This window comes from Mesorhizobium sp. WSM4809 (assembly GCF_055811655.1).
In genome coordinates, this window is sequence record NZ_JBVVQW010000007.1 from 1 (window position 1) to 12,894 (window position 12,894).

Here is a 12,894-nt window from a genome sequence, read left to right on the forward strand (position 1 = left end):
CCCCTACTCCCCTACTCCCCTACAACTTATCCCCCTCCACCTCGTATCTCCCTCATGAACCTGATCTACGCCGCCCTTGCCTTCCTGATGGCGCTTATCTTCGGCTTTGTCGGCGTCACCCGCGTCGGCTCATGGCTGATCGAGCGTCGCAATCCGCCGATCGGCGAGTTCGCCGACATCGACGGCGCCCGCATCCACTATGTCCATGTTCCGGCGCCCGCCAATGCCGAGCTGCCGCCGATCGTCTTCATCCACGGCGCCAGCGCCAATCTCAGGGACCAGATGCTGCCGCAGCGCCCCTTGCTCGAAGGCCGCGCCGAAATGCTGTTCCTCGACCGGCCGGGCCATGGCTGGTCGGGTCGCGGCACCACCAACGAGAACCCGTCGGCGCAGGCCAACACCATTGCCGCACTGATGGACCATCTCGGCATCAGGAATGCTGTCATCGTCGGCCATTCCTTCGGCGGCGTGGTGACATCGGCCTTTGGCCGCGGACATCCAGACAAGACGCTCGGGCTCGTCTTTCTCGCACCGGCGACCCACCCATGGCCGGGCGGCGCAACCGCCTGGTACTACGATCTGACCACCATGCCGGTGCTCGGTTGGCTGTTTTCCGAAACGCTCACCTATCCGGCGGGAGCCCTGCAGATGGCTGACGCCACCACCTGCGTCTTTTCGCCCAACAAGGTGCCGGACAATTACCTCAGCTCGGCCTCTATCCCGCTGGTGCTGCGACCAACAGCCTTTCGTGCCAACGCCACCGATGTCGCCGGGCTCTATCGCTACGCGCTCGCCACCGCACCGCGTTACGCCGAGATCAAGGCGCCGACCGTGGTGATTTCAGGCGATCGCGACAAGGTGGTCTATGCACATGTCCATTCGGTCGGCCTGGCGCGCGACATTGCCGGTGCCGAACTCGTCTGGGTGCACAATCTCGGTCACAAGCCAGACTGGATCGCGACCGACCTGACCGTCGGCGCCATCGAGAAGGTCGCTGGCAAGAATATAGACCTGCAGGCGATGGCCAGGACCGTGGAGGCGCGCATCGCCGGCGACGCCTACGGCGCCGGCAGATGCGCCGATATCAAGGTACCGCAGGCCGAACTTGCGCCGACCTAAAGCGGGCCGCCTGAATCCGTTCAGAGGCGACACGCTTCAGGAATCTAGCGGCTGACTTGTGTGTCCGAACCGATATAGGCGATGCGCAGCATGTTGGTCGAACCCGGTGTCCGCAGCGGCACGCCCGCGGTGATGATGACGCGGTCGCCAGGCTTGCCGAAGCCTTCGTCGAAGGCGATGCGGCAGGCGCGATTGACCATGTCGTCGAGATCGACGGCGTCGGGTGAGACGACGCAATGCGTGCCCCACAAAAGCGACAGCCGCCGCGCCGTGTTGAGGATCGGCGACAGCGCGATAACAGGCACCTGCGGCCGCTCGCGGGCGGCGCGCAGGCCTGTGGTGCCCGATGCGGTGTAGGTGATGATCGCCGACAGCTTCAGCGTTTCGGCGATTTCGCGCGCGGCCAGCGAAATGGCATCGGCGCCGGTCGCTTCCGGCTCGGAGCGCTGGGCGTTGATGATGCCGGCATAGGTCGGATCGGTTTCGACCTTGGTGGCGATACGGTTCATCATTGCCACGGCCTCGACGGGATAGGCACCCGCCGCCGATTCCGCCGACAGCATGATGGCATCGGCGCCTTCGAAGACGGCGATCGAAACATCGGACACTTCGGCGCGGGTCGGCACCGGCGCCGTGATCATCGATTCCAGCATCTGCGTTGCAACCACCACCGGCTTGCCGGCGCGGCGTGCCGCGCGCGTGATCTGCTTCTGGATGCCGGGCACCGCCTCGAGCGGCATCTCGACGCCGAGATCGCCGCGGGCGACCATCAGCGCGTCGGACAATTCGATGATCTCGGCCAGCCGGGCGACGGCCTGCGGCTTTTCGATCTTGGCCATGATCAGCGCCCGGCCGCGTGCGATCTTGCGCGCTTCGGCCAGATCCTCCGGCCGCTGCACGAAGGACAGCGCAACCCAGTCGACGCCTGTGGCCAGCACGGCATCGAGATCCTTGCGGTCCTTTTCGGTCAGCGCACCGACCGGGAGGTCGGTGTCGGGCAGGCTGACGCCTTTCTTGTCGGAAATCGTGGTGCCGGCGACGACGGTGCAGACGATCGACTTGCCGTCGCTCTTCACCGCCTTCAGCTCGAGCTTGCCATCGTCGATCAGCAGGCGATGGCCGGCTTCGACCGAGCTCAGGATTTCCGGATGCGGCAGATAGACCCTGGTCGAGGTGCCAGGTTCGGGATTGTCATCGAGGGTGAAGGTCTGGCCTTGCGTCAGCACTTCCTTCCCGTTGGCGAACTTGCCGACGCGCAGCTTCGGTCCTTGTAGGTCGGCGAGGATGCCGATCGGCCGGCCAACCGCTTCCTCGACAGCGCGGATGCGTCCGACCAGCGTGCGCATCAGTTCATGGTCGGTATGGCTCATATTGATGCGGAACACATCGGCGCCCGCTTCGAACAGTTTCTTCAGCATCTCCTCCGACGAGGAGGCCGGACCGATGGTGGCTAGGATCTTGACCTTGCGGCTACGTCTCATTGACTGTTTGTTCCCGGGGCGGCTGGAGCGCCTCCCGTTGTGGACTCATCGGTCAGCTGGACCATCCAGCTTGCCTGTTCGCCCGTGTCATATTCCTGGAATCCGGCGCGCTGGAAGCCCCGGGCGACGCAGTCGGTCACGCCGGCGATCTTGAACTCTTTTTCAGCCACGCACATATTGATCGGGCCGTCCCAGCGTCCACCGCGTTCGGCGTCTTCTGCATAAAGATAGTAAAACCTTGATGACAGCGGCCCTTCGATCAGCGTCTTGCAGCTCGATCCCTCGATGTGCCACCAGCCTTCGGTGATCCAGCCGGCCTTGGCGCGATAGCCGATGCCGACACCGACCAGGTTCTGCGTGGCGTTGCAGACGCGGAAATCGGCACGCGCCGGCGAAGCCACGACCATCGCCGACAGGCCCATGGCAAAAGTGAGGAGCGGCATGGCAAAGGCAGAGCGCATGCGCTGCCCGCCGGCGGAACTCATCCGAAAACCCCTCAAAAACCACATCAGCATCTCTCTGCGCCCCTTTTCGGAAAAGTCCGGGCGCATGTCAACGCACCGTTTTGTCCAATTCCAATCGATTTAGAAAGGCTCCGGCGCACAATTCGCCGACGTGTGCCAGATTTCCCGGGAAACCTTGGCCAAACAACGGCATTGCGCAAGCGTCGTCTTCGTGGAATGACGATAGCACCCTCCCCGGAAGCCCGCGAACAGACCATTTCCCGCCAATGACCCGATCCACAGTTTTCGCGCCTTTCGACATCATCGAGGGCGACCGCAAGCGAGGCATCGTGCTGTTGGGCGATCATGCCCGTCGCGACCTGCCCGACGACTACGGCAGCCTCGGCCTGCCCTCGGCCGAGTTCGACCGGCACATCGCCTATGACATCGGCGTCGAGGCGGTGACGCGCGAACTGGCTGCCCTGCTCGGCGTGCCGGCGGTGCTCGCCAATTTTTCGCGACTGCTGATTGATCCCAATCGCGGCGAAGACGACCCGACGCTCATTCGCCAGCTTTATGACGGCACTGTCGTAGCTGGGAATTACCCCATTACTGCCGATGAGCGCGAGAGGCGGCTCGACGGGTTCTACCGGCCCTATCACGACGCCGTCGGCGCCATGATCGCATCGGTCGCACAGGCTTCCGCCCAGACGCCCTTCATCTTTTCGGTGCATTCCTTCACCCCGGCCATGCAAGGAATCCAGCGTCCTTGGCACGTCGGCATCCTGTGGGACCTCGACGACCGCGTGGCGCGGCCTTTGATAGACATGCTGTCGCAGGACAAGAACCTCGTCGTTGGCGACAACGAACCCTATGACGGCGCGCTGCGCGGCGACACCATGTACAGGCACGCCATCGTCAACGGCTTCGCCCATGCGCTGATCGAGATCCGACAGGATCTGATATCGGACCAGAAGGGCGCGCTCGCCTGGGCCGAACGGCTGGCGCCGATCGTTGACGCGATCGACCGCCGTCCCGATATACATGTGGTGAAGATGTTCGGCTCGCGCACCGGGCCGCTATGACGGAGGTTTCGATGACCGAACTCAGCGACGAGCAGCAACGCGACTTCGAAGCGGCCGCCTTCCGCCGGCTGGTCGAGCATCTGCGCGAGCGCAACGATGTGCAGAACATCGACCTGATGAATCTCGCCGGCTTCTGCCGCAACTGCCTGTCGAACTGGTATCGCGAGGCAGCCAATGCCGAGGGCGTCGATCTCACCAAGGATCAGTCGCGCGAGATCGTCTACGGCATGCCTTATGGGGAATGGCAGGCGCTGAACCAGACCGAGGCCTCCGACGCCAAGAAGGCCGAATTCGAGGCAAGGCGCCCCCAGGATCATTGACGCCGTCGCCCCAGCGATCGCCTAAGGCTATGTTTGGCCCAAAATGCTTCCCGAAAGAGCCTTGACTGAAAATTGAATCGATCTAATTTGCCGCGCGAAGCCATTTTCAGCGGGATTCGCCTCATGAACGCGTCAATTGCCAAGCTGACTGCCATTCGCGGACGATGGGCGCTCGCGGCCATTTTTCTCGCCAACGGCTTCCTGACGGGCAGCTGGGCGCCGCAGATCCCGGTGTTCCTGACCCGGCTGGAGATTTCGAAGTTCACGCTCGGCCTGCTGATTCTCTTATTCGGCGTCGGTGCCGTCGTCGCGATGACCTGGTGCGGCCATTTGATCTCCAGACATGGCTCGCGCACCGTACTGCGCTGGTTCGCCCTGTGCGGCAGCCTCGGTCTGATGGTCGTGGCGCTGGCGCCCAACGTACCGCTGGCGGCCGCGGCCATGATCATCTTCGGCGGCTCGATCGGTGGCATGGACGTTGCCATGAATGCCAATGCCGTGGTGGTCGAACGGCGGCTCTCCCGCGCCGTCATGTCGTCCTCGCACGGCTTCTGGAGTCTCGGCGGCTTCGCCGGCGGCGGCCTCGGCGGCTTTGCCATCCAGCACTACGGCCACCTCGCCCACGCGGCGGCGGTAACGGTGTTTGCCTTCGCGGTGATCGCGGTGGCCGTTCGCCATCTCCTCACCGAAGACAGCCCGCAGGCAGCCGAGCACCACAAATTCGCACTGCCGGCAAACCCGCTGGTTTATCTGATCGGACTGATGGCGCTGCTGGCGATGATCTCCGAAGGCGCGGTGCTCGACTGGGCAGCCCTGTATCTGCGCCAGGAGCTCGGCGCCGATCTTGCCGTTGCCGGCCTCGCCTACGCCGGATTTTCGGGCGTCATGGCGATTACGCGGTTCTTCGGCGACGGCATACGCAATCGCTTCGGCGCGGTGACGACGCTGCGCGTGTCGGCCCTGGTAGCAGCGGTCGGCATGCTGGTGGCTGGCCTGGCGCCCTCGCCCTGGCTCGCCATTGCAGCCTTTGCCTTTTGCGGCTTCGGCATCGCCAATATGGTGCCGATCATCTTTTCGGCCGGCGGCAACCAGGAAGGCATGTCTTCTGGCACCGGCATGAGCGTGGTCACCACTATCGGATACTGCGGCATACTGGTGGCGCCGTCGGCGATCGGCTTCGTTGCCGAGCATTCCAGCTTCGGCCCGATCTTCATCACCATGTCGGGACTGCTGATCATCGTGTTGCTGATGGCCGGGCTCGCTCACCGCGCCGAATTCGCGCCAGCACCCGCCGAATAGCGTTTCAGCTCCTCGTGGAGGAAATCCACCACACGGCGGATGCGCACGCTGGTACGCACATCGCGATGCATCGCCAGCCACACCGGCAGAACCGGCAGCGGCAGGTCAGGCAGCACCTTCTCAATCAAAGGATCCCTGTCGGCCAGCGGCTCCTGGCCGAGGCCAATGCCGTTTCCCGCCCGCACCGCTTCCCACAAAACGATCTGGTTGTCGGCCCTGAAGCGGAAGCTGCTCCGGGTGACGGGGATGCCATGCTGGGTAAAGCCCCTGATGATCTCGTCGCCGCGATCGAAGCCGACCAGATCGTGGTCGACAAGATCGGCAGGCTTCAGCGGACGGCCGCGCCTGTCGAGATAGGATTTGGCCGCGCAGGCGCAGAGCTCGATATCGCAGACCTTGCGTGCCGTCAGCTCGTTCTGCGCCGGCTTGACCATGCGGATGGCGATGTCGGCATCTCGACGCAGCAGGTTCTCGACCTGGTTCGAAGCAACGATCTCGACCTCGATGCCGGGCTCCTCGATCCCCAGCCGCATCGTCATCTCAGGCAGGACATAGGCCGCCACGACCTCGCTGGCGGCGATGCGCACCGTGCCTTCGATGGCCTCGACCGAACCCAGCGCCAGGAGTGAGAAGGCGCTTGCCTGCTCGCTGACCGCCTTGCCGCGTTCGAACAGCGTGCTGCCGGCCTCCGTCAGTTCGTAGCCGTGCCGTCCTCGACGGAACAGCGTGACGCCCAGCGCCTGTTCCAACTCGCCGATGTGACGGCCAAGCGTCGGCTGGCTGGCCGAAAGCTTTCGCGCGGCGGCCGACAGGCTGCCGGATTCTGCCACGGCGACAAAGCTCTTGATCAGGTTCCAGTCGATTTCAGTCATTCATTTATGAATATCAGAACGCCATCTGTAGTCAATTTCCATTCGCATTCGGAGCGACCATATTCCGGCTGCAGACACCAACACGGACTGCAAACACCAACCAGGAGAACTCAGATGACCAAGATCGCCCTCACCGCCGCCGCCATCCTCATTTCCGTCAGCGCCGCTTTTGCCGGCAGCGACAAGTTTGGGTCGAACGACGCCAGCCAGCCGGCTGTCACCAGCACCGACAACACGACCACCGCTTCGATCCACAACCCGGATGCGGCCGTCCGGCAACCGGTCACGCAGGGCAGCAACCGCGACCTCTTCGGCAGCCGCTGATCTCGATCGCGCTCGTCGCTGATCTCGATCGCGCTTGTCGCTGATCCCGATCGCGCGTCCAGACCGACCACGCAAATCCCAACCCAGGAGTGCTTCCAATGACCAGTATCGCAATTCTCGGTGCCAGTGGCCGGCTCGGCCGCGTGGTCGCCAAGGCCTTCATCGACGCGGGCTACGAGGTTCGCGCAGTCACCCGCAACGGCAAGGTGCCGGCCGAACTCAAAGGCGCCACAGCCGTTGCCGGTGACGCGCTCGACCGCGTGGCCCTCATCCGCGCCACGCAAGGTGTCGATATCATCTTCAACGGCCTCAACCCGATCTACACCGACTGGGGCAAGTGCCTGCCGATGGCGCAGAATGTCATGGCTGCCTGCCATGCGAATGGCGCACTGCACCTCTTCCCCGGCACCGTTTACAATTACGGCTCACCGATGCCGGCGGTGATATCGGAAGACACACCCTTCCATCCGAGCACGCAAAAGGGCCGCATCCGCTGCGCCATGGAGGAATTGTTTCGTCGCGAGGCCGACGCGGGCCGCGTCCGCACCATCCTTCTGCGGGCCGGCGATTTCTTCGGCGGCACCGGCAGCGGATCATGGTTCGACCTGATCGTTGCCGCCAAGATCAACAAAGGTATCTACACCGCGCCTGGCCCGGTCGACCTCGTACATGAATGGGCCTATCTGCCTGACTTCGCTGTGGGCTTCGTCGCGCTGGCGCGCAATCTGGACAAGCTCGGCTTCTATGAAGCGCTGAACTTTCCGGGCCACGCGGTTACCGATCTGCAGATCAAGGCCGCTGCCGAGAAGGCTATTGGTCGTCCGCTCAAGATGACTTCGATGCCCTGGTGGGTACTGCGCGCTGGCAGCCCGTTCGTAGCGATGTGGCGCGAGATCGTCTCCATGTCCTACCTGCGCTTCGAGCCGCATCAACTGGCTTCGATGCGGCTGGAAGGCATCGTCGGCGAGATTCCGCACACGCCGTTGGATCAGGCGGTTGCTGAAGCGCTCGGGGATATCGGCATTGCCACCGTGACCTGCGTTGCGAAAGCTGCCTGACCTCCGCGATAGCGGGCGATGCTCCTCCGCAGATTAACAATCTCCGCGGACTGAGAGGGCGCCTCAGAGCCGTCCCATCAACAGCAGCACCATAAGCAACACCAGCACCACGCCGACAATACCCGAGGGCCCATAGCCCCAGGAGCGCGAATGCGGCCAGGCCGGCACCGCGCCGATGAGGATAAGGACCAGGACGATGATGACGATGGTGGTGATCGGCATGAGAACCCCGCAATTCGACTTTTCGCCCAAGAACAATGCAAAAGGCCGCCCGGTTGTTCCGGGCGGCCTTTGCCGGTCAAATCGGCAATGATCTATTCGGCGGCTTTCGGAAAGGCGATATCCGGCCCGGCTCCGGCATCCCGCCCTGGCGCATCGGTCGATGAAATCTCGACCTTGCCGCGCCGGAACAGACGGCTGATCAAGCCGCGCCGTGCGCCCGGCTTGACCTTGGCGCGGGTGAACACCATCAGCATCGACGGCGTCACCACCAGCGTCAGCACCGTGGCGAAGGACAGGCCGAAGACGATCGCCGAGGAGAGCGAAATCCACCATTGCGTCGACGGCGCGTTGATCGTCGTCTCGTGATGGAAGATTTCCAACCCGAGGCCGAAGGCGATCGGCAGCACGCCGAGAATGGCCGACACAGCCGTCAGCACGACCGGGCGGGCGCGCTCGCGGCAAGTCTGCAGCACCGCCTCGACCTTGTCCCAGCCTTCTTCACGCAGCCGGTCATAGGTGTCGATCAGCACGATGTTGTTGTTCACCACCACGCCGGCCAGAGCGATGACGCCGATGCCCGACATGACGATGCCGAACGTCTCGCCGGTTATCAGCAGCCCGAGGAACACGCCGATCGTCGCCATGACCACGCAGGACAGCACCAGCCAGACGCTGGTGAACTTGTTGAACTGCGCCAGAAGCACCAGGAAGATCAGGAAGATCGCCGCCCCGAAGGCCTTGCTGAGGAAGGCGCTGGCTTCGGCGCTGTCCTCGTTCGAACCGGCCAGCTTCCAGCGGATGCCGCTGCCGAGATCCATGTCGGAGACGGCCTTGGTGACCTGCTCCTGCACAGCCGCGACCTGAGCGCCGGCGGCGACGTTGGCCTGGACGACCACCGTACGCGCGCCGTCGATGCGGTTGAGGATGCCGACCGTCGGCTCCGGCTTGCGCACGACGAAGTTCGAGATCGGCACCGAGCCTTGTGAGGTCTGCACCCTGAGTTCGTCGAGCGTCGACAGCGTGCGCCGGTCTTCGGGCAGCCGCAGCCTTATGTCGACCGCGTCGTCGGCTCCGGCAGGCCGGTATTCCGAGAGTTTCAGCCCGTTGGTCACCAGTTGCACCACCGTCCCGACCGAGGTTGGGCTGATGCCGTACTGCGCCGCCTTGGCACGATCGACCTCGAGCGCCCAGTCGACACCGGGCGGCGGCAGGCCGTCGGAAATATCGATGACGCCGGGCACCTTGCCGATGCGCGCCGCGACCTCACGGGCCTTGTCGTCGAGCCCCTTGGGGTCGACGGCCGAAAGCCTGATCTGGATCGGCTTGCCGGTCGGCGGACCGGCTTCCGGCACGCGCACCTCGACATCGACGCCAGGAATGCCGGCCATGACGCCGCGCAGATCGTCCAGGATGTGGTTCGCCGACTTGCGCTCGCGCCAGTCGATAAATTCGTACTGGATGACGCCGACGACGTCTTCGGGGATATCCTGGCCGCCGCCTTGCGTCTTGCCGACGCGGGTGTAGACCGACTTCACACCCGGCCAGCCGAGCAGCCTGTCTTCCGCGATCTTGGTCGCGGTATCCATTTCGGCCAGCGAAAGATTGCCGCGCGCATGCACGTAGAGCAGGCCATAATCCGGCTCGACATTCGGGAAGAACTCGACGCCGGCGCCGTATTTCGAATAGGCAAAGCCGACGCCGAACAAGAGCGCGACGGTCAGCACCAGCACGGTGATGGGGAAGCGCACCGCCTGCTTGACGATCGCCATGTACCAGCCGTCGCGATTGTCATCCTCATGATGCGGCGGCGCCTTGGCGAAGATCGCACCCAGCGTCGGCGCGAAGACAAGCGCGTAGAGCATCGAGGCCGATAGCGTGACGATCAGCGTGATCGGCATGTACTTCATGAAGTCGCCGATGATGCCCGGCCAGAACAGCAGCGGCGAGAAGGCGGCGATGCGCGTCATCGTCGCGGCGATGACCGGACCGGCCATGCGCTTGGCGGCGAGCGCGAAGGCTTCCTCCTTCGGCATGCCCTCGCTCATCCGTCGTTCGGCGAACTCGGTGACGATGATGGCATCGTCGACCAGCATGCCGACGGCCAGGATCAGGCTGAACAGCACGATCATGTTGATCGTGTAGCCCATCATCGCCAGCAGCAGGATGCCGATCAGGAAGGATGACGGAATCGCAAGCCCGATGAGCAGCGAGGCGCGGCCGGACAGCGCGTAGAGGATGACGATGAACACCAGGATGACGGCGATCATCACATGGTTCTGCAGGTCGCCGAGCAGCTGGTTGACGAAGACCGACTTGTCCTGCGTGTAGGTGACGTTCATGCCCTCGGGCATCGACTTGACGAACTCGTCGGACACCGTTCGCACCTTGGCGATGGTGTCGATCAGGTTGGAGCCGATGCGCTTCTTGACTTCGATGGCGATGGCCGGCTTGCCGTTGAGACGGGTCACCGTCTCGGCATCCTTGAAGGTCGAACGGATCGTCGCGATGTCCTTGGCCTGCACCACGGCATTGGGGCCGGCGACCACCGGCAGTGCGGCGACATCCTCCGGCGTTTCGATCAGCGACGGTACCTTGACGGCGTATTTGCCCTCCGAGCCTTCGATATTGCCGGCGGCGACCAGGCTGTTGGAGTTGCCGACCGCACCGATCAGTTGATCGAGTTGCAGCCCATAGGAAGACAGCTTCATCGGATCGATGACGACCTCGACGAGATCGTCGCGCGCACCCTGCAGCGAGCCCTCGAGAACACCGGGAACCTCCTCGATGCGGTCGCGCAGTTCACGCGCGGCGGCGGTCAGCACGCGTTCAGGCAGATTTCCCGAGAGGGTGACGACGAGCACGGGGAATTCGGAAATGTTGACTTCGGTGACGACAGGTTCTTCCGCCGCCTGCGGCAGGTCGGCCTTGGCGTCCTGCACCTTGCTGCGCGTGTCCTGCAGCGCGGTGGCCAGATTGGTCTGCGGCTGGAATTCGACCAGCACGTAGCCGCCGCCCTGGAAGGCGGCCGAACGCATCTCCTTGAGGCCCTTCAGGCTTTTCAGCTTGCTTTCCATCGGCCGCAGCAGAAGCCGCTCCGAATCCTCGGGCGAAATGCCCTGGTAGATCAGGCTGACATACATCATCGGAATCGGAACGTCGGGCTCCGCTTCCTTTGGCGTCGCCTGATAGGCGACCCAGCCCGCCAGCAGAAGGAAGACGAGGACCGAAATGGTCAGGCGGGCATTGTTGATTGCGAGTCTGACGATATCCATGGCTAACGCCTGTTCTTGAATTTTCACGAGCTGCGTCGCAGCCGATTGTCCCCGCCCAGGGCTAGTCCGTCGCGATCTCTTGCTACTGCGTGCCGGCCGTCGCTTCGCCGAGCAGCTTCTTGATGATCGCTTGGTCGGCCTCGACCGGATTGACCAGATCGCCTTCCTTCACCAGTTCCTGGCCGGCGACGATGATGCGGGCGTCGGCCGGTATGCCGCCGAGGACGAGGCCTGTCGGCGTGTCGTCGACGAGGTCGATGGGGAAGAACGCCACCTTGTTGTCCTTGCTCACGGCACGGATGCCGAGGTCGCCCTTGTCGCCGAGCGTCACAACCGAGCGCGGCAGCAGCACCGCGTCGGTCGGCTGTGCGTTGAGCGCGATTTCCGCCGTCATGCCGGCCGGCACGGAGCCGTCGGCATTGGGGACGGCAACCTCGACGCGGAAGGTGCGGGTCGCCGACGAGGCGTCGCGGCTGATGTAGCGCACGGTGCCTTGGACGGTCTGGCCGCTGACCAGCCGTATGGTGGCCTTGTCGCCGAGCTTGAGGTAGCCGAGATCGCGCTCGCTGACTTCGCCGCGAGCAATCACCGGATCGAGCTTGAGGATGGTCGCCACCTCGCCGCCTTGCATGATGGAGCTGCCAAGTTCCACCGGCACCCGGTCGATAACGCCGTCGAAAGGCGCCTTCACCTCGTTGCGGTCGAGTTCGGCCTGTGCCGTTTCCAGTTGCGACTGCGCCGAGGTCAGGTTCGAGCGCGCGGTGTCGAGCTGCAGCTTCGGCAGATTGCCTGATTTCATCAGCCGCAAGGCTGCGTCCAGCTCGGCCTGACGCTGCACCACCAATTGCTTGGCGTTGTCGACCATCGAGATCTTTTCTTCCGCCGCAAGCATCAGCACCAGATCCCCCGTCTTGACGTGATCGCCTTGCTTGACAGGCAGCTTGTCGATGACGCCGGCGACACGCGTCGCCAGCACCGCCCGCTTGTCGGCTTCGGTCAGCCCGGAAATGCGGATGGCACGTGCATAGGTCTTGCGTGGCGGCGTCACCACCGCGACGGTGCGCAGCGCTGCCTTCGGCTCGGCTTCCGCCGTCTTCGGCTTGCTCGCGTCCGGCGCCTTGGCCTGTTCGGCTTCGGCTGCCTTGGCTTTGTTGGCGGCTACGCTGCCGACCGACGAAAACTCGCCTGTCGCCATCCACGCCGCGAAACCAATGAGCACAACAACGGCTGCAAGCTTGTGAAACCTGATTCTCATCGTCGTTTTTTCCACTGCGGGTTCGGCCAGCGTCCTCATAACGCGGGCGCGTCGCCGATATGGGTGCGCGCCGGGCCGTGTTCAATTTGCCGTGATCGGCGAAGCGCGCTTCTACATCAAAGTTGCACCGCAATATAGTCTGAA

Annotated in this window: 12 protein-coding genes; 6 read left to right on the top strand and 6 right to left on the bottom strand. The window is 63.7% G+C overall.

Features of this window, described 5'->3' with window-relative positions; all coding sequences use genetic code 11:
- Positions 1-54: 54 nt before the first annotated feature.
- A complete protein-coding gene (locus tag AC0L24_RS18890; protein WP_127809055.1) occupies positions 55-1,119 on the top strand; it encodes an alpha/beta fold hydrolase in 1,065 nt (354 codons plus the stop codon).
- A gap of 44 nt (positions 1,120-1,163) precedes the next feature.
- Here AC0L24_RS18890 and pyk read toward each other — a convergent pair whose 3' ends face one another.
- Both pyk and AC0L24_RS18900 read right to left on the bottom strand, forming a co-directional pair.
- On the bottom strand, positions 1,164-2,600 hold the full coding sequence (gene pyk, locus AC0L24_RS18895) for a pyruvate kinase (RefSeq protein WP_013529204.1): 1,437 nt from the start codon (positions 2,598-2,600) through the stop codon (positions 1,164-1,166).
- The gene (locus AC0L24_RS18900; protein ID WP_127327661.1) at positions 2,597-3,085 is read right to left on the bottom strand and encodes a DUF1036 domain-containing protein; all 489 of its coding nucleotides are present in this window, start codon (positions 3,083-3,085) and stop codon (positions 2,597-2,599) included. Before AC0L24_RS18900 ends, pyk begins: the two co-directional genes overlap by 4 nt.
- Before the next feature lie 245 nt (positions 3,086-3,330).
- On the opposite strand from AC0L24_RS18900, the gene AC0L24_RS18905 reads away from it, so the two are divergent.
- The 3 genes from AC0L24_RS18905 to AC0L24_RS18915 all read left to right on the top strand — a co-directional run bounded on the left by AC0L24_RS18905 (position 3,331) and on the right by AC0L24_RS18915 (position 5,747).
- Positions 3,331-4,128 (top strand): N-formylglutamate amidohydrolase, encoded by a 798-nt coding sequence (locus tag AC0L24_RS18905; RefSeq protein ID WP_292662090.1) that lies wholly within the window; start codon positions 3,331-3,333, stop codon positions 4,126-4,128.
- Positions 4,129-4,139: 11 nt separating this feature from the next.
- Complete coding sequence (locus AC0L24_RS18910) at positions 4,140-4,448, top strand: DUF1244 domain-containing protein (protein ID WP_027037142.1); 309 nt, start codon at positions 4,140-4,142, stop codon at positions 4,446-4,448.
- A gap of 123 nt (positions 4,449-4,571) precedes the next feature.
- A complete protein-coding gene (locus tag AC0L24_RS18915) occupies positions 4,572-5,747 on the top strand; it encodes an MFS transporter (protein WP_127809053.1) in 1,176 nt (391 codons plus the stop codon).
- On the opposite strand, the gene AC0L24_RS18920 is transcribed toward AC0L24_RS18915, so the two are convergent.
- Positions 5,711-6,619, bottom strand: coding sequence for a LysR family transcriptional regulator (locus tag AC0L24_RS18920; protein ID WP_127809052.1), 909 nt, complete (start codon positions 6,617-6,619; stop codon positions 5,711-5,713). The genes AC0L24_RS18915 and AC0L24_RS18920 overlap by 37 nt on opposite strands.
- Before the next feature lie 114 nt (positions 6,620-6,733).
- Between AC0L24_RS18920 and AC0L24_RS18925 the strand changes: the two genes are divergently transcribed.
- Both AC0L24_RS18925 and AC0L24_RS18930 read left to right on the top strand, forming a co-directional pair.
- Positions 6,734-6,943 carry a DUF680 domain-containing protein gene (locus tag AC0L24_RS18925; RefSeq protein ID WP_127321943.1) on the top strand — a complete coding sequence of 70 codons (210 nt, stop codon included), beginning with the start codon at positions 6,734-6,736 and terminating at the stop codon, positions 6,941-6,943.
- Between the two features lie 98 nt (positions 6,944-7,041).
- On the top strand, positions 7,042-8,001 hold the full coding sequence (locus AC0L24_RS18930; RefSeq protein ID WP_127809051.1) for an SDR family oxidoreductase: 960 nt from the start codon (positions 7,042-7,044) through the stop codon (positions 7,999-8,001).
- A 63-nt stretch (positions 8,002-8,064) separates the two neighbouring features.
- On the opposite strand, the gene AC0L24_RS18935 is transcribed toward AC0L24_RS18930, so the two are convergent.
- The 3 genes from AC0L24_RS18935 to AC0L24_RS18945 all read right to left on the bottom strand — a co-directional run bounded on the left by AC0L24_RS18935 (position 8,065) and on the right by AC0L24_RS18945 (position 12,750).
- On the bottom strand, positions 8,065-8,223 hold the full coding sequence (locus AC0L24_RS18935) for a DUF3309 family protein (RefSeq protein WP_127809050.1): 159 nt from the start codon (positions 8,221-8,223) through the stop codon (positions 8,065-8,067).
- A gap of 92 nt (positions 8,224-8,315) precedes the next feature.
- On the bottom strand, positions 8,316-11,495 hold the full coding sequence (locus tag AC0L24_RS18940) for an efflux RND transporter permease subunit (RefSeq protein ID WP_127266905.1): 3,180 nt from the start codon (positions 11,493-11,495) through the stop codon (positions 8,316-8,318).
- Between the two features lie 82 nt (positions 11,496-11,577).
- Positions 11,578-12,750 carry an efflux RND transporter periplasmic adaptor subunit gene (locus AC0L24_RS18945; protein WP_473564055.1) on the bottom strand — a complete coding sequence of 391 codons (1,173 nt, stop codon included), beginning with the start codon at positions 12,748-12,750 and terminating at the stop codon, positions 11,578-11,580.
- Positions 12,751-12,894 lie beyond the last annotated feature (144 nt).